The 21566-nt window shown below is 69.4% G+C and carries 26 protein-coding genes and 1 pseudogene; 14 read left to right on the forward strand and 13 right to left on the reverse strand.

The features are described 5' to 3' along the window. Positions 1-32: 32 nt before the first annotated feature. From V7E46_RS13675 to V7E46_RS13685, 3 genes are all read right to left on the reverse strand, one after another. The gene (locus tag V7E46_RS13675) at positions 33-1271 is read right to left on the reverse strand and encodes an amidase domain-containing protein (protein WP_333768665.1); all 1239 of its coding nucleotides are present in this window, start codon (positions 1269-1271) and stop codon (positions 33-35) included. A gap of 1 nt (position 1272) precedes the next feature. After that, positions 1273-1596 (reverse strand): hypothetical protein, encoded by a 324-nt coding sequence (locus V7E46_RS13680; protein ID WP_333768666.1) that lies wholly within the window; start codon positions 1594-1596, stop codon positions 1273-1275. A 509-nt stretch (positions 1597-2105) separates the two neighbouring features. After that, positions 2106-2597 carry a GIY-YIG nuclease family protein gene (locus tag V7E46_RS13685; protein WP_333768667.1) on the reverse strand — a complete coding sequence of 164 codons (492 nt, stop codon included), beginning with the start codon at positions 2595-2597 and terminating at the stop codon, positions 2106-2108. A 361-nt stretch (positions 2598-2958) separates the two neighbouring features. On the opposite strand from V7E46_RS13685, the gene V7E46_RS13690 reads away from it, so the two are divergent. Both V7E46_RS13690 and V7E46_RS13695 read left to right on the forward strand, forming a co-directional pair. Next, entirely contained in the window at positions 2959-3213 is a 255-nt protein-coding gene (locus V7E46_RS13690; protein ID WP_333768668.1) for a hypothetical protein, read from the forward strand. 27 nt (positions 3214-3240) lie between these two features. Then, on the forward strand, positions 3241-4599 hold the full coding sequence (locus V7E46_RS13695) for a hypothetical protein (RefSeq protein ID WP_333768669.1): 1359 nt from the start codon (positions 3241-3243) through the stop codon (positions 4597-4599). 543 nt (positions 4600-5142) lie between these two features. On the opposite strand, the gene V7E46_RS13700 is transcribed toward V7E46_RS13695, so the two are convergent. The 4 genes from V7E46_RS13700 to V7E46_RS13715 are packed head-to-tail and all read right to left on the reverse strand — an operon-like array spanning position 5143 to position 6810. Further along, positions 5143-5679, reverse strand: coding sequence for a DUF6907 domain-containing protein (locus V7E46_RS13700; protein WP_333768670.1), 537 nt, complete (start codon positions 5677-5679; stop codon positions 5143-5145). A 3-nt stretch (positions 5680-5682) separates the two neighbouring features. Further along, positions 5683-5934 (reverse strand): hypothetical protein, encoded by a 252-nt coding sequence (locus tag V7E46_RS13705; protein WP_333768671.1) that lies wholly within the window; start codon positions 5932-5934, stop codon positions 5683-5685. Beyond that, positions 5931-6356, reverse strand: coding sequence for an ATP-binding protein (locus tag V7E46_RS13710; RefSeq protein ID WP_333768672.1), 426 nt, complete (start codon positions 6354-6356; stop codon positions 5931-5933). Before V7E46_RS13710 ends, V7E46_RS13705 begins: the two co-directional genes overlap by 4 nt. Positions 6357-6402: 46 nt before the next feature. Beyond that, complete coding sequence (locus V7E46_RS13715) at positions 6403-6810, reverse strand: NUDIX hydrolase (RefSeq protein ID WP_333768685.1); 408 nt, start codon at positions 6808-6810, stop codon at positions 6403-6405. Between the two features lie 106 nt (positions 6811-6916). On the opposite strand from V7E46_RS13715, the gene V7E46_RS13720 reads away from it, so the two are divergent. From V7E46_RS13720 to V7E46_RS13770, 11 genes are all read left to right on the forward strand, one after another. Continuing rightward, complete coding sequence (locus V7E46_RS13720) at positions 6917-7705, forward strand: GntR family transcriptional regulator (protein WP_333768673.1); 789 nt, start codon at positions 6917-6919, stop codon at positions 7703-7705. 188 nt (positions 7706-7893) lie between these two features. Continuing rightward, positions 7894-8244 (forward strand): SCO3933 family regulatory protein, encoded by a 351-nt coding sequence (locus tag V7E46_RS13725; RefSeq protein WP_333768674.1) that lies wholly within the window; start codon positions 7894-7896, stop codon positions 8242-8244. A gap of 5 nt (positions 8245-8249) precedes the next feature. Beyond that, a complete protein-coding gene (locus V7E46_RS13730) occupies positions 8250-9623 on the forward strand; it encodes an FtsK/SpoIIIE domain-containing protein (RefSeq protein WP_333768686.1) in 1374 nt (457 codons plus the stop codon). A gap of 83 nt (positions 9624-9706) precedes the next feature. Then, a complete protein-coding gene (locus tag V7E46_RS13735) occupies positions 9707-9916 on the forward strand; it encodes a hypothetical protein (protein WP_333768675.1) in 210 nt (69 codons plus the stop codon). Positions 9917-9942: 26 nt separating this feature from the next. Then, the gene (locus V7E46_RS13740) at positions 9943-10518 is read left to right on the forward strand and encodes a DUF2637 domain-containing protein (RefSeq protein WP_333768676.1); all 576 of its coding nucleotides are present in this window, start codon (positions 9943-9945) and stop codon (positions 10516-10518) included. Between the two features lie 12 nt (positions 10519-10530). After that, positions 10531-10719, forward strand: coding sequence for a mobile element transfer protein (locus tag V7E46_RS13745; protein WP_333768677.1), 189 nt, complete (start codon positions 10531-10533; stop codon positions 10717-10719). A gap of 16 nt (positions 10720-10735) precedes the next feature. Beyond that, positions 10736-10930, forward strand: coding sequence for a hypothetical protein (locus tag V7E46_RS13750; RefSeq protein ID WP_333768678.1), 195 nt, complete (start codon positions 10736-10738; stop codon positions 10928-10930). Positions 10931-11110: 180 nt separating this feature from the next. Then, positions 11111-11239, forward strand: a complete 129-nt coding sequence (locus tag V7E46_RS13755) for a hypothetical protein (protein WP_333768679.1) — start codon at positions 11111-11113, stop codon at positions 11237-11239. Positions 11240-11362: 123 nt separating this feature from the next. Then, positions 11363-12667 (forward strand): replication initiator, encoded by a 1305-nt coding sequence (locus V7E46_RS13760; RefSeq protein WP_333768687.1) that lies wholly within the window; start codon positions 11363-11365, stop codon positions 12665-12667. Beyond that, entirely contained in the window at positions 12660-12899 is a 240-nt protein-coding gene (locus V7E46_RS13765) for a helix-turn-helix domain-containing protein (RefSeq protein ID WP_333768680.1), read from the forward strand. Before V7E46_RS13760 ends, V7E46_RS13765 begins: the two co-directional genes overlap by 8 nt. Beyond that, entirely contained in the window at positions 12899-14128 is a 1230-nt protein-coding gene (locus tag V7E46_RS13770; protein ID WP_333768681.1) for a tyrosine-type recombinase/integrase, read from the forward strand. The genes V7E46_RS13765 and V7E46_RS13770 overlap by 1 nt, the downstream gene beginning before the upstream one ends. Positions 14129-14767: 639 nt before the next feature. Here V7E46_RS13770 and V7E46_RS13775 read toward each other — a convergent pair. After that, complete coding sequence (locus tag V7E46_RS13775) at positions 14768-15526, reverse strand: phosphoglyceromutase (protein ID WP_329176105.1); 759 nt, start codon at positions 15524-15526, stop codon at positions 14768-14770. A gap of 118 nt (positions 15527-15644) precedes the next feature. On the opposite strand from V7E46_RS13775, the gene V7E46_RS13780 reads away from it, so the two are divergent. After that, entirely contained in the window at positions 15645-16955 is a 1311-nt protein-coding gene (locus V7E46_RS13780) for an MFS transporter (RefSeq protein ID WP_333768682.1), read from the forward strand. Positions 16956-16965: 10 nt separating this feature from the next. On the opposite strand, the pseudogene V7E46_RS13785 reads toward V7E46_RS13780, so the two are convergent. From V7E46_RS13785 to V7E46_RS13805, 5 genes and pseudogenes are all read right to left on the reverse strand, one after another. Further along, positions 16966-17241 (reverse strand): annotated as a pseudogene (locus V7E46_RS13785) (hypothetical protein); the annotation flags it as partial. 157 nt (positions 17242-17398) lie between these two features. Beyond that, positions 17399-18250 carry an arylamine N-acetyltransferase family protein gene (locus tag V7E46_RS13790; RefSeq protein WP_333768683.1) on the reverse strand — a complete coding sequence of 284 codons (852 nt, stop codon included), beginning with the start codon at positions 18248-18250 and terminating at the stop codon, positions 17399-17401. Between the two features lie 380 nt (positions 18251-18630). Next, positions 18631-19182, reverse strand: a complete 552-nt coding sequence (locus tag V7E46_RS13795; RefSeq protein WP_333768684.1) for a YbjN domain-containing protein — start codon at positions 19180-19182, stop codon at positions 18631-18633. After that, positions 19175-20539, reverse strand: coding sequence for a D-inositol-3-phosphate glycosyltransferase (gene mshA, locus V7E46_RS13800; protein WP_443054149.1), 1365 nt, complete (start codon positions 20537-20539; stop codon positions 19175-19177). The genes V7E46_RS13795 and mshA overlap by 8 nt, the downstream gene beginning before the upstream one ends. A gap of 193 nt (positions 20540-20732) precedes the next feature. Beyond that, complete coding sequence (locus V7E46_RS13805; protein ID WP_333768689.1) at positions 20733-21524, reverse strand: class I SAM-dependent methyltransferase; 792 nt, start codon at positions 21522-21524, stop codon at positions 20733-20735. Positions 21525-21566: the final 42 nt, after the last annotated feature.

The following is a 21566-nucleotide window of genomic DNA, read 5'->3' on the forward strand; positions in this document are numbered from 1 at the left end:
GGCGGGCGCGGTGGGTCCCGCGTTCGCCGGGGTCAGTACCAGTCGGGGTGGGGGCGGACGATGCGGATGTTCTGCTGGCCCTCCGACTCCGTCTCGTGCGGGAGCCGCCCTTCGAGGCTGACGTCGACGTGGGAGTCGGAGTGCTGGGTGTATTTGATCTCACCGTCCGGCATGACGGCCGTCACGATGGCGGCGTGGTGGGTCTCGCCCTGGTGGATGCCGGAGTTGGGGCCCTGCTGCTCGTAGTAGATGATGTCGCCGGGCCGGGCCTGGCCGGGCGGCACCTCCTCGCCCCCGTGCTTCAGCATGAAGTCCTGCTGGTTCTCGGCGCCGCCCCAGGTGTGCGAGTAGTACAGCTTCTCGTCCAGCCAGTCCCAGCCTGTCCCGGTCTCCTTGCCCCAGTCGTCGGCGCCCCTGACCCCGCTCCAGGTGCCCATCTTGCGCTTCATACCGGCGTGCAGCAGGGCCTCGGAGACGAAGTTGGTGCAGTTGTCGCCGAGGTCGATGGGGTCGCTCCTGTTCCAGTTCCGCAGCGCGTAGTCGACCATCTTGACGCGGTCGTACTTTCCGTCCGGCCCCCGCATCTGGGTCTTCACGCTGTCCGGGATGCCGTCCAGATTCGTCAGCGCCACCGGCTCGGCGAGCATCAGGTCGTGCCGCTCGGACGGGGACAGGCCGCCCCACCACGCGGCGACGGTGGCCGGGTCCTGGCCCGTGGGGATGGCGCCCTTGAAGGCGTCCATCTCGGTGTGCGAGGCCTCTTCCTGGAGGTTGAGGGCGTCGTCCGGGTTGGTGATGCCGACCGCGGCGCGCAGCTTGGCCAGTTCGGCACGGGCCGCGTTGTCCGCGTCGGTGGCCTGTTTGATGGCCTGGCTGTGCAGCGCGGCGATCTCCGACACGATCTGCACGGGGTTCTGGACGATCAGCGGCCGGCCCTCGTCGTCCAGCTGTATCCCGTACTCGTTGGCCAGGCTCAGCGCTCGGATCAAAGTGGCCTGGGCTGTCTGGATACTGCTGTGCATGCCCTCGAGCACCATCTTCACGGCGTCGAGCAGGTCGTACGCCGAATCCAGCTTGTCGGCGAGCGCGTAGAGCCGGGCGGCGGCGGCCTTGCCGGTGGAGTCGGCCCAGTGCGCGTCCACCTTGGCGGCGGTGTCGCCGCGGACGTCGATGGCGGCCTGGTTGACGTAGCGGGCGAGCGCCACGAAGTCGTCGGCGGCGTCCTTCCACTGCTCGGGGCGGGCGTCGCGGACACCTGCGTAGGTGACCATGTCACTCCCCCAGGACGTTGATGCCGTACAGCAGGTCCTGGGCGAAGTGGTCGTTGCCGGCCAGGCCGTTCGCGCTGTCGCGCAGGTCCTGGCCGAGCCGCTCCATCTCGTTGACCAGGTCGATGACGTGGTCCTCCCAGGCGTGCCCGCAGTCCGCGAGTTCCTTCGCGCTGGTCCACCCGCCGCCCGCGTGATCGGCGTACACGGTGTCGCTGCTGTCGAGCGAATGGCTCAGCCGCTTGCGCGCGTCACGCGCAGCCGCCTGCAGATCGTCGCCCGCTTCTTTGACCTTGGGCGGATGTATATCGGTCTCGCGTGGTCCCACGGCGTCCCCCCGGACTATTCGCGACGTGTCTTTCCACGCTAGTGACGCCGCTTCTTGACCAGAGCGCTATTTCCGGCCACAAAATCCGGCGACCTGCGGGACTACGCGGGCCCGGCGCCCTGGTGGTGGACCTTCGCGGCCACACGGGCTCTGCACGTGGATACAGAGCCCCCGACGACTACCGCTGACGCGCGTGAGCGTCCCAACCACCACGACCGCACCGAATACGCCCGACCCCGCAGCCCCCGATGTGGCGCACCGGCTTTCCACGCCGACCAGCACCCGCCGGACGGGCCCGGACACGACAGTGCCCCCTCCCGCGGGCGGAGCCACACGGAGGGGGCACAGCCAAGCCGGGAGGGCTACTTCTTGCCCTGGTTCTCGCTGACCAAGGCGGCGACCTGCGTCATCGCTGGTCAAGGTGCCTGTCAGCCATTCCCCAGCAGTCGTCATTGGTCGCCGTCGGGTACCCGCGAGCACCCTCGCACGGCCCAGAGACGGCCCAGGATCTACGCGCCGACGGGCAACTCACGAGCACAGGCCCGGGCGTCGGCTCGCAGCTTCTTCAGCTCGCCATAGAAGGGGTTGCGGTTGTTCTGGTCGAGGTTCAGCGGGAGGTTCAGCTCGGAGATGAGCTGCGTCTCCAGCTCCCACGGTTCGGTACTCTCGATCCAGCACACGCGAGCGTGCTCCGCCATCCACGCGCTCAGCTCGGCTTCGCCGAACTTGCCGAAGGTCATCCGCTTACCACTTCCCACCCGGCGCAGCTCAAGCCCGAGCAGGCACCCTAGCGTGAGCCGCAACGTCGAGCCGGCCGCGTTGCCTCGGAAGTGGTACCGCACCCGCTTCCGCAGGTTCTGCGTACTGGTCCGGTTCGCCATGTACCGCGGGGCTATCCCGACGTACAACAGCCGCCCGGCGGGCAGGTCGGGATGTGGCGCCCGCTCGAAGTGCCAGCCGTACACCCCCGCCACCGCCGGTACCGGGCTCGGCCGCACCATGACCTCGCGCGCTGACCACAACCTGTCTGGGCCGGTGAGAGCGATAGCTTCCCAACGCCTCCCGTCTTCCAACAATCGAAGCCCGAAGATTATCCGTCGCTGCCAGCAGAGCCCTCCCGTCCACGAAGGGGCGCTCCTCTCCGACGTGGGTAGTCATTGAACCCGCGCCCCCTTGGCCCCGGCTCATCGGCTCATGGGTAATGGCGGGTCAGAGGCCACCTGAGGCACGATCAGCCGTTCACCTGAACTGGCGTTGTTCGGGAGCGCGCAGGGCGTGCGGTCCCAAAGTGGTCCCATGCACAGCTACTTGGGATCTGCTATTCCGTCCACAGGTCGGACAGCACGTGGCAACCTCAAGACTATGAGTGACTACAGCGCTTTCGACGGCCTCAAGATCAGAACCGAGGCGATGATCAAGACCTTTCGTCGCGACACGGTGGCTGACTGGGCTGCAGCACACCCATCGTCGACAGTCACCGACCTACTTGCTTTCCTCAATCAGGAAGCAGATGAAGCCCGCGACGCAATGATTGACCTGGAAGTAGCGAAGGGCAACATTTCTCGGGCCGAAGCTAGCACTGCAGTTTCACTTCTAAACTACCGCGAACTCGATTGATGCTTCGCAATCGGAGGTCCAACAACTATGCCTCAACATGTACTTCGCCCAGGACGGGAAGTAATTGATTCTTTGGTAGCCATCGGCAGATGCCTTGGATACGAGGTAGAGCGAGAAAGGATTGTCGGGAATAGCGGTGCAGCGGTCGACCTTGCCTGGTCGGCAGCTGGCGAAAAGTGGATGCCGCTGATGATATTCGAAGTAGAGAGTAGGGCCAGTGGCGGCATGGCGAACAACGCCATGAAGGTACTCGCACAAGATGTCAACGACTTCATTAAGCCACTATTCTTTTTCCATGTTGTGCTCAAAGGAGGTAACGCGAACGAAAGAGTCTTGAACCTGCGCCGCCAATGGGGGTCGCACAACTATCGGGTGTATACATTAGATAGTAAAAGTGAAGTTCAGCGCCTACTCCTCGACATCCTATCGCAGCACCGAAGGATAACCCGGGATATCGACCTATGCGGCATCAGCGAGCGGCTGCAAACAGGAATCTGGGAAAATATCGACCGCATGGCGATCTTCTCCAAGATTGAAAGTCTTAATTTTGCGGCTAACTGCCTTGGGGACTACGCACGTATCGCTTTGGGTGAATTCGCACTATCGGCACCCTACCTGGATGCACTGGAATCTATGCACACTCGTGCCACCAATGCGACTGGCCGCTACGGCGGCGTCCTGGGAGACTACCTACCTGGACTAACCGAATTGTCTATTCTTATAGCAACAGGAAGAGTCCCTGACTCAGCAGGACCAACGAGGCTGGAAGATTGGCAGAATCGCTCGGGCCACGGAATGCGGACCATCGGTCCTTACTTTGGCCTCGCCAGAGAGTACGATTCGTTTGTCCTAGGCATCGCTCCGTTCATTTACGCGATGGCCGGCATGACACTCCGCGACAAGGAGGAATCATATCGCTGGCTAGTCTCCGATCTGCATTCAATTGTCGCAAAAGAACACGAGCATGGGATCAGTAAGGTCGCGATTATTCCAGGCGCTCTCTGGCTACTCCACATCTCGGCTAGCGCTATAGCCATTTTCCCTAAGATCAATAAAGTTGACGAGTCTGCGTACGAATTCTCAAGGGGCCTACTAAATGAACTCGGCGGGATTCCGCTGGACGTGCTTGACTCTCCGCCCATCTATCTGGACGTGCACTGCGATGAGGTCATGGATGAGTGGATAGGCCGCCTAGAAGGAGCGTGCGTTAAAGTACCCAGCTGGCAGGAACTCAATCGTCGCTACGCCGGAATTAGCAGTTACTCTCAAATCGACCGGCGGGATGCCTTCTGGGCCTCCGTTGAACTACTGCTGGCGACGGACTGGCAGAGTGATTCAAATCCGGGTTTCCTTCGAGAGCTTCGGAAACCGCCCGCCTCAGAATAGTTGCTGGCCAACCGCCAACCGCCAACCGCCACCTTGCTCCCATCCCGTCTGCCGTCGGCCCGCACTCCTGTGGAGCGGGCGTGGTTCAGGGCGTCAAGGTGGAGCGCGCCACTGTACGAACGACCTTGACGCCCTGGGCCGCGACTGCTCGGCTTGCCCGGGCCGATGGCAGACGGGATGGGAGCACCCCGCACCCGTCCACGATGAACGCGCGGTCGCCGGCGATCTGAGGCCATCTCGGAGCCGAAGCGCCCCCGCCGGAGGCATCATTCTGACCCTGGCTGTGCGGTATCACCTCATGCCGCAGGCCTCCCCTTCGCGGGCGCGCGCGGTGCGGGCCGTGCGGAGCGGGGCGGAGACAGGAGCGACGGCGCGGCCAGGCGCCGGACGCGCGCCCGGCGGAGCGGAGCGCAGCTGGGTGCCTTGAACTCGTAGAGAAGGTTGTTACTCAGTCCCGGAGTGCGCGGCTGTTGGTGGGCGTGAAGCAGGCCTCGGCCGCCATGGGGCTTGATGGCGGCCGGGGCCTGTGAGCGGGCTTCGTGGTCAAGCGTTGTGGTGGGTCGTCCAGTCTTCGCGGGCTGAGATCAAGGCGGGGCGTACCTCGTGGTCGAGGTGGTCGGCCTGGGCGCGGAGTTGAGAGGCGATGACTCCGAGTTGGTCGGGGTCGAGGTTGTGGAGCCAGTAGTCGTCGACCAGTTGGAGATTGACGACGGGTAGGCGTGCCGTGGGGTCTTCACTGTACGGGGCGCAGTCGATGCTTCCGCTCAGGATGACGGTGCCGATGCCGGGAGTGTCGGTGAGGGCGATGGTCATGCGCTGGCCGGGGAAGGGCTGGTGGTGGTTCATGTCGGCCAGCTCGGTGCCGAGGTGTTGGGGCGGGACGTTGGTGGTGCTGGGGTCGTCGTCCGCCCATGCGGGGAGGTAGCCGACCGTCGTATAGCCGTTGGTCGTGGTGATGGTCCAGGTTCGGGCAGATAGCGCGGCCGTAATGGGCGTCGCTTCGGGGTGGATGTGGTGGTCGGGCGCCGGCTCCTTGCGTGTCGGCTCCGTGGTCAGGCGTTCTTTCGTCGCGCGGGTCATGGGTCACTGCTCCGTCTCGGTAGGGGTCGGTAAGGCCGTTGCCACGGGCGTCGCGTCCGCTGAAGAGCGCTTCTCGGCGGTTGCGGCGACGTTCTGCCATGCGGTGAAGACGTTCATGACCTCGTGCGCTGGGGCGTGTGTGAGGTCCAGGAGGAAGCGGCGCTCCAGGAGTGGGCTCAGGGCCTGGCAGATGCGGGCGATCGTCCACAGGTTGTGGGTAATGGGCGCCGTGATCGACCGCGTATCGGGGCTCATGAGGCGTCCGGGGCGTGGGTGAGGTGGGCGGTCACGGTGTGGCCGCGCTGGTCTCCGTGGGTCTCGACGTGGTGAGCGAGTGCGGTGACCATCGCCAGGCCGCGGCCGTGGGTCTCCTCCGCGCCGGGGTGCTCGACGGTGGGCGCGGTCTTCGTACCGCCGGAGTCGGTCACCGAGATGGACACGACCACGCCGGAGACAGCGAGGCTGACGTGGAAGGCTCCCCCGGCCGGACCGCCGTCCGCGCTGGCGGTGTGCAGCACGGCGTTCGCGCTCAGCTCCGTGACGATCAGGGCGGCGTCGTCTGCGCACGGGGAGTCGCGCAGGACGTCGCGGGTCCAGCGGCGTACGCGGCCGACTTCTTCGGGTGAACCTGGGCAACTGAGTCCCCAGACTCGTGGAGTACTCGTATACTCGTGCATACAAGTTACTTTCTGCTGGTGGGCGGCCATGGATCGATGGTGGGTGCTAGACGAGTTTCATGCCGTCGTGCGCGCGCACGGCTGGCGGAGACATGGCGTCCAAGGCGTCGAGTACGCGGATCGCGTACGCCTCGTCCGCGAGTTCGGAGACTTCATCACGGGTGGCCCAGCGCAGGGCGCTGGTCTCGGTGCCGGTGGAGGGCTGGCCGTCGATCGCCTCGCATCGGAAGACCAGGGAGACGATCAGGCCGGTCATGTTCTTGTAGACACCCGTGAGGGTGGCGGGGACTGCGATCTTGACGCCGGTCTCCTCCAGGACCTCGCGCTGGAGTGCTTCGGGGATGGCCTCCCCCGCCTCCAGGACTCCGCCGGGCGGTTCCCAGTGGCCGTTGTCGCGGCGCCTGATCAGCAGGGCGCGACCGGCGTCATCGACGATGACTCCTGCGACGCTCACGGAGTGCGGGCGCTCGATCGGCACGAACCTGATCCCTTCGACTGGCTAGGCTGCCCACCGTAGCAACAAAGGTCGGCCACTCGTCTAGATATCCAAAGGAGTACGTATGCCCGTTCTTCCCTCCGGCGTCCTGGGGGCGCTGGACCCGACGAGCGACCGCGCGGTGTTCCGCCAGATCGCCGACCAGCTGCGCGAAGCGATCGACAAGGGCAAGTTCGCCGAGGGCGACAAGCTGCCCTCCGAGACGGAGCTGGTCGAGCACTACGGCGTCTCGCGGATGACCGTCCGCAACTCACTGTCCGTCCTCCAGGGCGAGGGCCTGGTGGTCTCCGAGCACGGCAAGGGCGTCTTCGTACGTCCCCGGCCGCCCGTGCGGCGACTCGCATCGGACCGGTTCGCCCGCCGACACCGCGAGCAGGGCAAGTCCGCGTTCATCGTGGAAGCCGACGCAGCCGGCAGCCACCCCACCGTCGACAGCCTGGAGATCAAGGAAGAGCGGCCGAGCCAGGACATCGCCACCCGCCTGGGCGGCCCCCGCCGCGTGCTCGCCCGGCGCCGCCGCTACCTACTCGACGGGCGCCCCGTCGAGTTCGCCACCTCCTACCTCCCGCTCGACCTGGCCCGCGGCACACCCATCGCCGAACCCAACCCCGGACCCGGCGGCATCTACGCCCGCCTCGAAGAACTCGGCCACCGCCTCGACCACTTCGAAGAAGAGATCCGCGCCCGCATGCCCGCGCCAAGTGAGGTCAAGACACTCCACCTCGCCTCCGGTGTCCCAGTGATCCACCTGGTCCGCACCGCGTTCGACACCGAGGGACGTGCCGTCGAGGTCTGCGACACGGTGATGGCCGCAGATGCGTACGTCCTGGCGTATCAGCTTCCGGCCACGTGACCTGGGTGGATGGTGTCGCGACACGGGCAGGGGCAGGCCAACTCCCGTGACTCGTACGCCTTCACGGGCAAACTCATATAGACGAGTAGCCAGGTTTCTGTGGCACAGTGGTTCTCGTGCCCGGCTCGTCGGGCATAACGGACGACACTTGTCTAGACGACTAGCTGTCATGTGTGAAGGAGAAAGCGTTGCGTTCCATCCGTGTGGAGACCTCGGCGGCGACCATCCTGCTGACCGAAGCTCCGGAGACGAAGATCAAGGACCGGCAGACGGGCGAGATCGCGACCGACACCGTCAGCGGTGAGCCGCTCATGACGCTCGGCGTGGTCCACATCGAGGACGGGGAGTCCTCGCTCCTCAAGGTCACCGTGCCGCAGAGCGGTGTCAGCGAGGGCCTGACCCTCGGCGGCCCGGTCGCGCTGCCGGGGCTGGTGGCCCGCCCGTGGGAGAGCACCTTCAACGGGCAGCAGCGGCACGGCATCGCCTTCCGCGCCGCTGCCGTCACACCCGCCGCCTTCCCGGTCCAGGCGGGGGCTTGAATCTGATGCCGGACCTGACGACGTTGATGGAGGTGGGTGGCCCACTCGCCGCGGTCGGCGGTGGCGCTGCCTACCTCCGGGCCGAGCAACCAGCCGCGTACTGGTCCATGGTCGGCCTGCCACTCTCGACCGCCCGCCTGCTCGGCTCATACACGTCCGTCATGGACGCCTGCGGACTGACCGTCGCCCCGTCGCGCTTACGGGCGCTGGCGGTGCGGGCGACAACTCGACGGGAGGTGCGGCCGGTCCCTCCCCGGCGGGGCATCATCCGCCCCACCTCAACGGGACTGCGGATACGGCTGCGGCTCGCACCCGGCCAGGAGCCGGCCGACGTCGCCGCCTCGGCCGAACGGCTCCGGCACGCATGGGGCGTTCACGCCGTATACGTCACCGACGTCAAGCCCGGCGTGGTCGAACTGCGGCTCGTCGGCTTCGACGTCCTGCGCAAGGTCCGCATGCCCCGCAAGGCTTCCGGCGGCTTCCTCAAGGTCCCAGTGGCGCTGCGGGAGGACGCAACCGCATTCGTACGGGACTACCTCGCGATACCCCACCAACTCACGCTCGGCGCCACCCTCTCGGGCAAGTCCATGTACCTGCGCCACCTGATCGCCGGACTCGCCGCCCAACCCGTCGCGCTGGTCGGGATCGACTGCAAGCGGGGCGTGGAACTGGCCCCGTTCGCGACCCGGCTGTCCGCTCTGGCCACCAACCCCGAGCAGGCGGCCGAGCTGCTGCCAGTACTCGTACAGGAGATGGAGAACCGCTACGACCTGATCAAGGCCCGGCAGGGCATCGCCCCCGCCACCGCGAACGAGGAGATCACCTCCGACATTTGGGGCCTGCCCGAGTCGCAACGCCCGGTACCAATGGTGCTGTTCGTGGACGAGGTCGCCGAACTCTTCCTCGTCGCCACCAAGAAGGACGAGGAACTGCGTGACGAGATGGTCACCCACCTCATCCGCCTCGCCCAACTCGGCCGCGCCGCCGGCATCTACCTCGAAGTCTGCGGCCAGCGCTTCGGCGCCGAACTCGGCAAAGGCGCGACCATGCTCCGCGCCCAACTCACCGGCCGCGTCTGCCACCGAGTCAACGACGAAGCCTCCGCCAAAATGGCGCTCGGCGACATCGCCCCCGAAGCCGTGGGCGCCGCCTGCGCCATCCCACCCGAACGGCCGGGCCTCGCCGTCGCCGGGGACACCTCCGGCGGGTGGTCCCGCATCCGCACGCCGTACCTCTCCCTCTCCGACGCCGCGGCCATTTGCGACGCGTCCGCACACCTCGTACCGGACCTGCCCGCGCTGGAGCCCTTCCGGCCCGCCGTTCCCGCGCCTCCGGCATTTCCGGCGCCTCTGATCAAGCCGTCACCGGTGACCGACTGAGCCGCGTCCTCCCTTGATCGGCGCGACCACCTCGCGCCACGTCCCTACCCCGCCATGTCCGAAACCGAAAGGCAGGCCAGTACATGTCTCGTCCCTCGCCCAATGATCTGTCCGACTTCCTCACCGACCTCGCCGCATTCCGCACCTCTGACGACGGCGATTACGCCGAACTGATGGCGCGCAAGGCCGAGCTGCTGGAACGCATCGCCGCCGACATGCCCGGCGACGCAGAAGCGGCAGAGGTCGCCGCCCTTGCCCGCACCCGAGCGAACGAACTCAAGGCCAACGGCTGAGGCCAGACAGAAAGGACCAGAACGTCATGCGAGCTCGCCTGGTCCGTGTCGACGCGGTGCTCGTCCAAGCAGCCATCGCCGCCGCGTTGTCCTTCGCCCACCTCCACGACATCGCCAACGCGGCCGGACAACACGGCTGGAAAGCCTGGGCCTATCCCATTTCCGTCGACCTGCTGTTGGTCGCGGCCTGGCGGCGGCTCCGGTCCGGCACGACCAAGGGCGCGGCCTGGTGCTGGTTCGCCATCTCGCTAGCCGCGTCCCTCGGCGCCAACATCGCCACGGCCGGGCTGCTCGACGTCCACGCCGTACCCGCATGGCTACGCATCCTCGTCGCCGGTTGGCCTGCCGTCGCCTTCCTCGGCGGGACACTGCTCGCCCACAGTCCGCCACCTCAGGATTCGACGCGTTCTCCAGAACCGACCACTACCGAGCTGGCTCCCGCGCCACCCACCCCCGCCGTGCCGGCGGCCCTCGTCGCACACGCCCGCAAAGTCGCGGCCGACCACCGCACCCGTACCGGCCAAGCCATCGACACTCCGACCCTCCGCGCCCGCCTCGGCGTCACCGCACCGCTCGCCGAAGCCATCGCCGCCCAGCTGTGAAGGGGAACCCCTATGGTCAACCGCCGCTTCCGCCGCGTAGTCCGCATCGGTCCCGTCCAGGTCGGCACCGCCTACGACCGGCGGGGCCGCGAGAAGCACACCGCCGCCTGCACCGCCCCGCGCTGCGGCTTCTCCGCCGACTACGACTCCCAGGCCGCCGCCGAACTTGCCGCCCGCACCCACCAATGCCCCGCCCGATGAAAGGAACCCTCCGCCCGTGACCGTCAGCCTGCCCCTGGTCGCCGTCCTCGGCATCATCGCCTGGGCCGCGATCAAGTTCCTCGGCATCCGCCTCTGGGTCGCCGTCGTCATCGCCCTGTTCGGCTTCTACCTCGCCCACACCTTCCTCGCGGCCGCCATCGACGACAGCACGCGCAACGGTGTCGAGATCGTCAACGGCACACACACCTAGACGAGTAGCCAAGAGAGGTCCGCCGTGTCTCTGACTCCCCAATACCCACAGGCCCCGGCCATTCCGTCGCCGTACGCCGCCCCGCCGATCGTCCCCGCTCAGCACGCTCCCGCCTGCCACTGCCAACCGACCGCTCCCGCGCGCCGAACCGCCCCCACCGCCGGCGTGATCGCCGGTGCCGTGGCCGCCCTCGTCACGGTCGGCGTCGTCTTGACCGCGCTCCTGGTCGCCGTCACCGTCGCGGCCGTCTCGGTCGCCGTCGTCGCCGTGGTCGTGCGCTCGCTGCTCACGCCTCCGCGTCAGCGCTGACCGCTTCCACCGAACTGCCGGGGCGGCACCGATACCGCCAAGCATCCGCCGCCCCGGCAGCCCAACTCCACGAACCGCAGCCCGTGAAGGAGACCCATCATCACCCGCGCCACCCCGCCCCCGCTGCCCGAACTCGGCACCCTGGCCGCTTTCGGCACCCTGCCCGGACTCGTCCGCCAGCTCTCCGGCCTCGGCGGCTGCACCCACCCGATCCGCCTCGACGGCCACCGCACCGAATACGCCCTCGACACCACTACCGGCGAGATCGGCGCCGTCCTGAGCCGTCTGACTTCGGAGAGCATGGCCGCCGGTCACCTGCTCGTACGGTGTAACAACCGCCGTACGACCCGCTGCCCGGCCTGCGCCGAGACCTACCGCCGCGACACCTTCCACCTGATCACCGCAGGACTCCGCGGCGGCAAGGGCACCCCGGAGGACGTCGCCCACCACCCCCGCGTTTTCGCCACCTTCACCGCACCCGGCTTCGGCCCCGTCCACAACCGCCCCGACTCCGGCCGCTGCCGCTGCGGCACCGCCCACCCCGCCGACGCCCCCGAACTCGGCACCCCACTCGACCCGGACGCGTACGACTACGAAGCGGCCGTCCTGTGGAACGCACACGCCGGAGCCCTATGGCGCCGCTTCTCCATCTACCTGCGCCGCGAGATCGCCAAGCGAGCCGGGCTCAGCCAACGCGCCTTCCGCCAGTACGCCCGCGTCTCCTTCGCCAAAGTCGCCGAGTACCAACGACGCGGCGCCGTCCACTTCCACGCCGTCATCCGCCTCGACGGCCCCGAAGGCGGCAGCACCCCGCCACCCGCCTGGGCCACCACCGACCTACTCACCGACGCCATCCGCGCGGCCACCTCGACTGCCCAGGTCGCCGGACCGGTCATCCACGGCCACACCCACACCTTCGCCTTCGGCCGTCAACTCGACGTACGCAGCATCCACAGCAACGACTGCCGCGACACGGACCTCACTGACCGGGCGGTGGCGGCGTACATCGCCAAGTACGCGACCAAGGGCGCGGAGACGGCCACCGGCACCCTCGACCGTCCGCTCCGCTTCCTGGCCGAACTCGCTCAGGTGCAGCTCTCCAGCCACGCCGAACGCATGATCCGTACCGCCTGGACGCTCGGCGCCCGCAAGGACCTGGAACATCTCCGCCTGCGCGCGTGGGCTCACATGCTCGGATTCCGCGGCCACTTCTCCACCAAGACCCGCCGCTACTCCACCACCCTCGGCGCCCTCCGCGACGCCCGTGCCGAGTACCGCCGCGCTCAGGCTCCGCAGGCCCCGGACGAGACGACGTACGTCCTCTCCCACTGGGTCTTCGCCGGCACCGGTCTCTCCCCCGCCGAAGCCTGGCTCACCGCATCGCTCGAATCCGCCCCCGGAACGGAAGGAGAACCCACCCATGGTTGAGCGACGCCGGAGCCCGGCTGCGGCGGTCGACGAACCGCGTGCCCTTCCCACTCGGTACCTCACGCCCGAGGACCTGGTGGAGATGTTCGAGCTGCCCAGCGTCGAAACGGTCTACCAGTGGCGCCGCAAACGGACCGGTCCCCGCGGCTTCCGCGTCGGCCGACACCTGCGCTTCGACCCGGTCGACGTGCGGGCCTGGGTGGACTGCCAGCGTGGGGCGGTGGCCGCCTGATGGCCGGGCACATCCAGGACCGCTGGTACCGGGCTGAGGTCGGGCCGGACGGCAAGAGCCGGAAGGTGAAGACGGAGCGCTACGGCTCGGGGCTGCGCTACCGCGCCCGGTACGTCGGTCCGGACGGGACGGAGAAGAGCAAGAGCTTCCCCGACCGGCAGCGGCGGCTGGCGGAAGCGTGGCTGGCTCAGACCAAGGCCGACATGGAACGCGGCCAGTACGTCGACCCCAAGGCGAGCCGGGTGACCTTCCGGCAGTACGCGGAGCGCTGGCTCAAGAACCACGGGGCCGATCCGAACACCGGCTTCTCCATGGAGAGCCAGCTCCGGTTGCACGCCTTCCCGTACATCGGGTCTCGGCCGCTCGGGTCGTTCCAGCCTGCGCACATCCGGGACTGGGTGGGCGAACTCGCCGCCGCCGGCGTCACCGGATCATACGCGCGAGTGATCTACTCCAACGTTCGCAGCGTGCTCAGTGCGGCCGTGGACGACGGGCACCTCCCCAAGAATCCGTGCGCGGCACGGTCGGTGAAGGCTCCGGTTGTCGAGGTGAAGCGCGTCACGCCGTGGACGGCCGAACGGGTCTTCGCTGTACGGGCTGCTCTGCCGGAGCGATATCAGGCGACCGTGGACCTGGGCGCGGGGTGCGGGCTTCGACAAGGCGAGATTCTGGGGATCGCTGTGGATGCAATCGACTTCGATGCGGACACGGTGCACGTGGTTCAGCAGCTCAAGCTCAGCCGGAGCAAGGCCGTGTTCGCCCCGCCGAAGGGGGGCAAGCTTCGAGACGTGCCGCTGCCCGGCCCCGTGGCTGACGCCTTACGCGCGCACATGAAGCGGTTCCCGCCGGTGGAGATCACGCTACCGTGGAAGGTGGCGGGCGGGCCGCTGGTGACCAGGAAGCTCGTCTTCACGGGGCCGATGGGCGGGCACGTCTGGCGCAGCTCGTTCAACCCGGATGCGTGGAAGCCGGCGCTTGCTGCGGCTGGCGTCATCCCGGCGCGGGAGAAGGGTGCGGAGTACGCCTCCGCCCGCGAGCACGGCATGCATGCGCTGCGGCACTTCTACGCCTCGGTTCTCCTGGACGCAGGCGAGAGCGTGAAGGCGCTGGCCGAGTACCTGGGCCACTCGGACCCTGGCCTGACCCTTCGGGTGTATGCGCACCTCATGCCGACGAGCCAGGAACGAACCCGGAAGGCAGTGGCCGCCATGTACCCCCGGGCCGAGTAGAACAGGCACGTCCTGACCACATTCAGTGCACTGGAATTGTCTACGTCAGCCGACGTAAGGTGTGCTGCAGGTGTAGCTACACCGTAGTCCGACCGTAGCCATCGCCGAAGCACAAAGGACCGGGTTCCGGATGCTGCCAGAGCCAGGCCCTTCGCACAGCTAACGAGCCCGGTCGCTCTCCAACAGACCGGGCTCGTTGCTTGCGCCCGTCCCGGTCCCGACCGTTCTCGCGTGCAGATCGCTCATCGAACGGCCTGCACCCAGCTAGTGACGACGGTCACGAGCAGACTTGCCCCCGCCAGCCAGACCTGCCATGTCTCGGCACCGGTCCATGCTCTGCGGGGCTTGTCCGGCTTGGGACTCATCCCCACCTCCTTCTCTCGCACCAACCCGCCTGTCGGGTTGGAGACTGCGAACCCGGCTTCGTCTGCGAGGAGTTGAAGGAGTGCTGCTGCGGGACTGAGTCTAGAACCACTTGGGTCGCGGGCGGGCTTGGGTGCTGTCCAGCACTGGTGGCCTCATCACCTCCGCGCCGCGTATGCACCACGCGGCGCCACGGCCCCAGCACGGCCCAGTGCAGCAAAACGCCCCCTCCCCGCGGAGGAATCCGCAGGTCGGGGGCGCGTCGGCGGAGAAGTCCTACTTCTTGCCCTGGTTCTTGACGGCCTCGATTGCCGCAGCGGCAGCGTCCGGGTCGAGGTAGTGGCCGCCGGGGGTCAGGGGGTGGAAGTCGGCGTCGAGGTCGTAGGCAAGGGGGATGCCGGTGGGGATGTTCAGGCCGGCGATGTCGGCGTCGGAGATGCCGTCGAGGTGCTTGACCAGGGCGCGCAGCGAATTGCCGTGGGCGGCGACCAGGACGGTGCGGCCGGTCAGCAGGTCGGGGACGATGCCGTCGTACCAGTACGGCAGCATCCGGTCCACGACGTCCTTGAGGCATTCGGTGCGCGGCCGCAGCTCCGGCGGGATCGTCGCGTACCGCGGGTCGTCGCTCTGCGAGTATTCGGCGCCGTCCTCCAGCGGGGGCGGCGGGGTGTCGTAGGAGCGGCGCCACAGCATGAACTGCTCCTCGCCGAATTCGGCGAGGGTCTGCGCCTTGTCCTTGCCCTGGAGGGCTCCGTAGTGGCGCTCGTTGAGCCGCCAGCTGCGGTGCACCGGGATCCAGTGGCGGTCCGCGGCCTCCAGCGCGAGCTGGGCCGTGCGGATCGCGCGCTTCTGGAGCGAGGTGTGCACCACGTCGGGGAGCAGCCCGGCGTCCTTGAGCAGCTCGCCGCCGCGCACCGCCTCCTTCTCGCCCTTGTCGTTGAGATTCACGTCCACCCAGCCGGTGAACAGGTTCTTCGCGTTCCACTCGCTCTCGCCGTGGCGGAGCAGGATCAGCTTGTACGCAGCAGCAGCCATGCCTCCGAGCCTAATCGAAATGGCGTGGCACCTCGTGACCGGCCTCGGTAACATGCGCTGAGCACCAGCACCTCTTACCGAAGGGGTGCTTCTCAATGAGCGGACCGAGGGAGAACCGGTGGCGGCCATCAGCCGAGCGGTACGCGAGACGGCCGGCGGTCTGCCCCGGCAGTTCTGGTGGCTGTGGACGAGCACCCTGGTCAACCGGCTCGGCGGCTTCGTCGTCACCTTCCTCGCGCTCTACCTCACCGTCCAGCGCGGCTACTCCGCCGCCTACGCCGGCCTGGTAGCCGCCCTGTTCGGGCTCGGCGGCGCCGCGGGCGCGGTCCTCGGCGGGGTGCTCGCCGACCGGGTCGGCCGCCGTACGACGCTGCTCGCCTCGCAGCTCGGCGCCGCCGCCACCACGGCGGTGCTCGGCTTCGTCACAGGGCCGGTCGCCATCGCCGCCGTCGCCGCGCTGGTCGGCCTGACCGGCAATGCGTCCCGGCCCGCGCTGTCCGCGATGATCGCCGACCTGGTGCCGGCCGCGGACCGGGTGCGGGCCTTCTCCCTCAACTACTGGGCGATCAACATCGGCTTCGGCGTCTCGGCCGCCGCCGCCGGCTTCATCGCCGCCGAGGGCTATCTGTGGCTCTTCCTCGGCGACGCCTTCACCACCGTGCTGTGCGCGCTCGTGGTCTACGTCAAGGCCGAGGAGACCCTGCCGCCCGCCCCTGCCGCGAAGCACCCGGCCCCGCACGCCGCAGCCCCCGCGCACCCCGCCGCCGCACGCACAGAAGCCGCCGCCCGCGCGAGGAAGACCGAGACCACCCTCGTCGACGTCATGCGGGACCGCCGCTTCATGGCCCTGGTCGGCCTGACCTTCCTGCTCGGCTCGGTGATGCAGCAGGCCAGCTCCACCCTCGCCGTCGACATGGGGCAGCACGGCCTGAGTGCCCGCCAGTTCGGCCTGGTCGCCGCCGTCAACGGCGTGGTGATCGTGCTGCTCCAGATCCCCGTCACCCGCGCCCTGCGCGCCCGCGGCAGCGCCGCCCTGCTCGCCGCCGGCTCCTTCGTGCTGGCCTGGGGTTTCGGCCTGACCGTCTTCGCCACCTCGGTCGCCGTCTACGCGCTGACCGTCGTCGTCTGGACGCTCGGCGAGATCGTCCACGCCCCCGCCTCGATGTCGGTCGTCGCCGACCTCGCCCCGCCGCACGCCCGCGGGCGCTATCAGGGCATGTTCACCCTCTCCTGGGCAGCCGCCGCCTTCGCCGGGCCGCTGGCCGGCGGCGTGACCCTCCAGTACCTGGGCCGCGACGCGGTCTGGCTCGGCTGCGCCGCCCTCGGCACGCTGGCCGGCGCCGGCTACTACGTGCTGCTCCGGCCCCGTACCGCCCCGCGGCGGCCGGTCGTACCGCGGGAAGCCGGGCGCGATCTGCCGGTGGGGTGAGGTCGCGGGCTCAGGGCAGCAGGCGGCGCTGGGCCTCGTAGAGGTTTGAGGGCGGGACGCGGGGTGCCGTAGGACTCCAGGCGGGAGTCGAGGGGGCCGGTGCAGTCGGGGACGTCGGTCTGGCCGGACGGGGTGACCGCCGAGATGGCGGCGGTCGCGCTGCGCGGCGCCACGTCGTCGACGGTGTCGGTGCGGACGCATACGGGTGGTGGCTGCCGCGGCCCGAGACCCGGGTGCGGCGGAAGGTGGTGGCCTTTGCGGCGACCATCAGGAAGCCGTTGTCGACGTCGGCGGTGCCCCGGCTCCCGTACCGCACCCGACGCCCGGCCTCCCGCACCGGCGGCGGAGGCGGCCGGGACGCGTGCGCACTCCACTGGAAACCGACCTCGCAGGGCTGAAGCCCCAGGATTCCATGGGTCGTCCCGCTCGTCACGAACCTGCCGTCAGAGCGTGGCCACGCGCTGTCTCGCAGCCTCCCACTCCCGGTGCTCGGCGCGGACGCGGTGCCACAGCCGGGTCCGCGCGGAGGCGTCGACATCGGCCAGGTTCAGATGGAACACGTCGGCCAGTACGTCGTACCACTCGGCGGCCGCGTCGATGATCCGCTCGTGCGTGCCTTCGGCGTCGATCCGGCGCAGCACGCAGCCGCGCAGCATGTCCACGCCCTTGGCGTCGCGGAGCTGGACCTGGAGAACCCTGACGAATCCGGACTCGGGGGAGGAGGACAGGCGGTGGTGCTCCGCGGCGAAGGAGGACAGCGCCACGGGCTCGGGCGCGAAGACCATCGCCGTGAAGGCGCCACGGGGGTCGTGGGCGAACCGCCAGCCGCCGGGAACCACCGCCGACGGGGCCATGGCATAGGTGAACGATCCCTGGGTGTAGGTCCCTTCGCGCAGCGGCAGCGGCTCGTACATGCCGCCGGCGAGCCCTGTGTCGACCAGCCACCGCTCGCCGTCGAGCGCCACGGTGAGCGCGAGATGGTCACCGCCCGGGCCCGCAGGGTCCTCAACCTCGTCCTGCACTCCGGCCCGGTGCAGGGTCACGTCGTAGCCGAGGGCCGTCAGCAGCGAGGCGAAGGCCCCGTTGAGGTGGAAGCAGTAGCCGCCACGCCCACGCAGGATCCGGGCCACGGATTCCTCGGCGCTGATGCCCCTCGGGCGTTCGAGCTGATTGTCGAGGGTCTCGTAGGCGACCCGTTCCACCTGCGCACGGTGCAGTGCCCACAACGCCTCGGCGGTCGGAGCCGTCGGTCGAGCCACCCCCAGCACAGCCAGATACCCGTCGACGTCGATCATGCTCCCCCTTGCCGTTCGAACGAATGATCACTATAGGCGGAGCCTCTGCGGGCCCCGGTGCGATGCCCAGCCCGGATCACCCTGCCGCTCGCGCAGCGGCGCGGTCCGACCGGTCGTACGCGGCCGCGCCCTCGACGTCGCCCGCCATGTGCGCGAGCAGCCCGCGCCCGGGGTCGTCGGCGTACTGCACGGGTACGCGGTCGCCGCGCCGCAGCCGGGACGGGGCGTCGACGGTGACGCTGCGGCCGCCCTGCGGGGTCCCGGCGGTGATACGGGCCAGCTCGGTGGATTCGTCGCGGCTGTCGCCGGTCCAGCCCTCGAAGGGCCAGGCCGAGGCGCGGATCGCGTCGGGCGACCCAGGACGGGGGTAAACGGTTTCGTCAGTCGTCCTCGCCGGTCAGGTGCGCGAACGCGTCCAGGTTCCGGGTGGACTCGCCGCGCGACACCCGCCACGCGTACTCTTTGCGGATCGCGGCGGCGAACCCCAGCTCCAGCAGGACGTTGAAGGACCCGTCGGCGTTCTCCACGACCGCGCCGAGCAGCCGGTCGACCTCCTCCGCGGTGACCGCGGCCAGCGGGAGACGGCCGCTGAGGTAGACGTCCCCGAGGCGGTCGACGGCGTACGCGACACCGTAGAGGCGCAGGTTGCGCTCCAGCAGCCAGCGGTAGAAGGCCTCGTGGTTCTCGTCGGGGCGGCGGACGACGAAGGCGTTCAGCGACAGGGTGTGGCGGCCGACGATCAGCTGGCAGGTGGTGGACAGCTTGCGCGTGCCGGGCAGTTGGGTGACGTACGTGCCCGGCCGCGGCGATTCCCACGGCAGGTCCGCCTCGCGCAGCGCCTGCTCCACGACCCGCCCGGCGGCGGCCACCGTCCCGGGCTCGGGTTCCGCGTCCGCCGCCCGCTCGGGGCTCTCGTGCTCCGCCTCAGCCATGCGCCGATCGTAGGCGACGGCGGTGCTCGGACTGCGCTGCCGCGTACACGTCGGCGGTGTCGGCGGCCGACGCGTCCCAGCCGAAGCCGCGCGCGTGCACGGCCGCCGCCTCGCCCAGGGTGGTGCCCAGCTGCGGGTGGTCCACGAAGCGGCGCAGCATCCGGGCGTAGTCGCGCGGGTCGTGCCCGGGCACCAGGAAGCCGGTGCGCTCGTCGCGCACCGCGACCGGCAGTCCGCCGACCGCCGCCGCCACGACCGGGGTGCCGCAGGCCTGCGCCTCGATGGCGACCAGGCCGAAGGACTCGCTGTACGACGGCATCACCAGGACGGTCGCCGCCCGGTACCAGTCGGCGAGCCGCTCCTGGTCCACCGGCGGCTGGAAGCGTACGACGTCGGAGACGCCGAGCCTGGCGGCCAGCTTGTGCAGCGCCTCCGGCTTGGCCAGACCCGTACCGCTCGGGCCGCCCACCACCGGCACGACCAGCCGCTCGCGCAGGGCCGGGTCCTCCTCCAGCAGCACCGCGACCGCCCGGAGCAGCACGTCGGGCGCCTTGAGCGGCTGTATCCGGCCGGCGAAGAGCGGGATCAGCGCGTCCTGCGGCAGGCCGAGCCGGGCGCGGGCGGCGGCGCGCCCCCGGCCGGGCCGGAAGCGTTCGAGGTTGACGCCGGGGTGGACGACGGCGACCTTGCCGGGGGCGGCGCAGTAGTGGCGTACCAGCTCGCCGGCCTCCTCGTCGGTGTTGGCGATCAGCCGGTCGGCCGCGGCCACCACCTGGGTCTCGCCGATGACGCGGGCGACGGGCTCGGGGTCGTCGTTCTCGGCGAGCGCGGCGTTCTTGACCTTGGCCATGGTGTGCATGGCGTGCACGAGCGGTACACCCCAGCGCTCGGCGGCCAGCCAGCCGACGTGGCCCGACAGCCAGTAGTGCGAGTGGACCAGGTCGTAGTAACCGGGGCGGTGCCCGGCCCAGGCACGCATCAGGCCGTGGGTGAACGCGCACAGCTGCGCGGGCAGTTCCTCCTTGGCCAGACCCTCGTACGGTCCCGCGTCCACATGCCGCACCAGGACGCCGGGCGCCAGCTCCACGCAGGGCCGGCGGGCGCCGGTGGTGGACCGGGTGAAGATCTCGACCTCGATGTCGCGCTCGGCCAGCCGCTTGGCCAGCTCGACGATGTAGACGTTCATGCCGCCCGCGTCGCCGGTACCCGGCTGGTGCAGCGGCGAGGTGTGGACGCTCAGCATCGCGACCTTGCGCACCCGCCGCCCGCTCCCCCACCTCCGGTGCGGCCGATACGCGGCGGCAGCGGCACCGGCGGCGTCGCGCAGCCCGCCGAACCGGGACGTGTACTGGGTCACCTTTCGTTCCTTCCGGCAGCCGTACCCCCGCGTTCAACCATGGGGAACACCGGACGTGCGGGTTCCATTTCCGGCTTTGCCGAAGCGTGATGAATACGCCGGCCGGCGCGGAGTACGGGCCAGTCCCATCACGGCTCAGAGGCGGCCCCGCGGCGTCCCTCAGCGCGGCTCAACGGCGGTCCCGGGCCGTTCCTCAGTGCGGCGCCAGCGCCTCCCAGGCCACCGTGACCTCGCCCTGCCGCCACCGCGCCGGGCCGTCCACCACCGGCCAGCCGTCCGCCCGCAGCGAGCGGACCGCCGCGATCCAGCGCTGCCGCGCGCCCAGCGCCGACAGCGGCGCCGCCGCGGCCCATGCCCGGTCGAAGGCCGACAGGAACGCGTGTACCGGCTCGCCCGGCACATTGCGGTGGATCAGCGCCTTGGGGAGGCGTTCGGCCAGGTCGGAGGGCCGGTGCAGGGAGCCGAGCCGGGTGGCGAAGGTGACCGTGCGCGGGCCTTCCGGGCCGAGCGCGACCCACACGTGCCGCCGCCCGATCTCGTCGCAGGTGCCCTCGACCAGCAGGCCGCCGGGGGCGAGCCGCGCGGTCAGCCGCCGCCATACCGCGGGGACTTCGTCCTCGGCATATTGCCGCAGGACGTTCGCCGCCCGGATCAGCGCGGGCTTGCGGCCATCGGGCAGCGGGACCTCGAAGCCGCCGCGTACGAAGCGGAGCCCGTCGCGGGCGTAGGGGAGGGCGGCGGCCACCCGGTCCTGGTCGATCTCGACGCCGACGACCTCCGCGTCGGGGCACACCCGGCGCAGCCGCCCCAGCAGTTCGACGGCGGTCCAGGGCGCGGCGCCGTAACCGAGGTCGACGGCGAGCGGGTCGGCGGCCCTGCGCAACTGCGGGCCGTGGGTGGCGGCGATCCAGCGGTCCATCCGGCGCAGGCGGTTCGGATTCGTCGTCCCCCTGGTCACCACCCCGACCGCCCGCACACCGCCCATGCGGCGAGGGTAGCCGGGGCGGGCGGGTGGAGGGCGCGGGGT

This window comes from Streptomyces sp. IBSBF 2435, from assembly GCF_036815005.1.
Classification (GTDB): Bacteria; Actinomycetota; Actinomycetes; order Streptomycetales; family Streptomycetaceae; genus Actinacidiphila.

Excerpts from the sequence above, each read along its gene's own strand:
- V7E46_RS13675 (WP_333768665.1), bottom strand. The coding sequence starts at position 1,271 with ATGGTCACCTACGCAGGTGTCCGCGACGCCCGCCCCGAGCAGTGGAAG.
- V7E46_RS13685 (WP_333768667.1), bottom strand. The coding sequence starts at position 2,597 with ATGGTGCGGCCGAGCCCGGTACCGGCGGTGGCGGGGGTGTACGGCTGG.
- V7E46_RS13690 (WP_333768668.1), top strand. The coding sequence starts at position 2,959 with ATGAGTGACTACAGCGCTTTCGACGGCCTCAAGATCAGAACCGAGGCG.
- V7E46_RS13695 (WP_333768669.1), top strand. The coding sequence starts at position 3,241 with ATGCCTCAACATGTACTTCGCCCAGGACGGGAAGTAATTGATTCTTTG.
- V7E46_RS13700 (WP_333768670.1), bottom strand. The coding sequence starts at position 5,679 with ATGACCCGCGCGACGAAAGAACGCCTGACCACGGAGCCGACACGCAAG.
- V7E46_RS13705 (WP_333768671.1), bottom strand. The coding sequence starts at position 5,934 with ATGAGCCCCGATACGCGGTCGATCACGGCGCCCATTACCCACAACCTG.
- V7E46_RS13710 (WP_333768672.1), bottom strand. The coding sequence starts at position 6,356 with ATGCACGAGTATACGAGTACTCCACGAGTCTGGGGACTCAGTTGCCCA.
- V7E46_RS13720 (WP_333768673.1), top strand. The coding sequence starts at position 6,917 with ATGCCCGTTCTTCCCTCCGGCGTCCTGGGGGCGCTGGACCCGACGAGC.
- V7E46_RS13730 (WP_333768686.1), top strand. The coding sequence starts at position 8,250 with ATGCCGGACCTGACGACGTTGATGGAGGTGGGTGGCCCACTCGCCGCG.
- V7E46_RS13735 (WP_333768675.1), top strand. The coding sequence starts at position 9,707 with ATGTCTCGTCCCTCGCCCAATGATCTGTCCGACTTCCTCACCGACCTC.
- V7E46_RS13740 (WP_333768676.1), top strand. The coding sequence starts at position 9,943 with ATGCGAGCTCGCCTGGTCCGTGTCGACGCGGTGCTCGTCCAAGCAGCC.
- V7E46_RS13745 (WP_333768677.1), top strand. The coding sequence starts at position 10,531 with ATGGTCAACCGCCGCTTCCGCCGCGTAGTCCGCATCGGTCCCGTCCAG.
- V7E46_RS13765 (WP_333768680.1), top strand. The coding sequence starts at position 12,660 with ATGGTTGAGCGACGCCGGAGCCCGGCTGCGGCGGTCGACGAACCGCGT.
- V7E46_RS13770 (WP_333768681.1), top strand. The coding sequence starts at position 12,899 with ATGGCCGGGCACATCCAGGACCGCTGGTACCGGGCTGAGGTCGGGCCG.
- V7E46_RS13775 (WP_329176105.1), bottom strand. The coding sequence starts at position 15,526 with ATGGCTGCTGCTGCGTACAAGCTGATCCTGCTCCGCCACGGCGAGAGC.
- V7E46_RS13790 (WP_333768683.1), bottom strand. The coding sequence starts at position 18,250 with ATGATCGACGTCGACGGGTATCTGGCTGTGCTGGGGGTGGCTCGACCG.
- V7E46_RS13795 (WP_333768684.1), bottom strand. The coding sequence starts at position 19,182 with ATGGCTGAGGCGGAGCACGAGAGCCCCGAGCGGGCGGCGGACGCGGAA.
- V7E46_RS13805 (WP_333768689.1), bottom strand. The coding sequence starts at position 21,524 with ATGGGCGGTGTGCGGGCGGTCGGGGTGGTGACCAGGGGGACGACGAAT.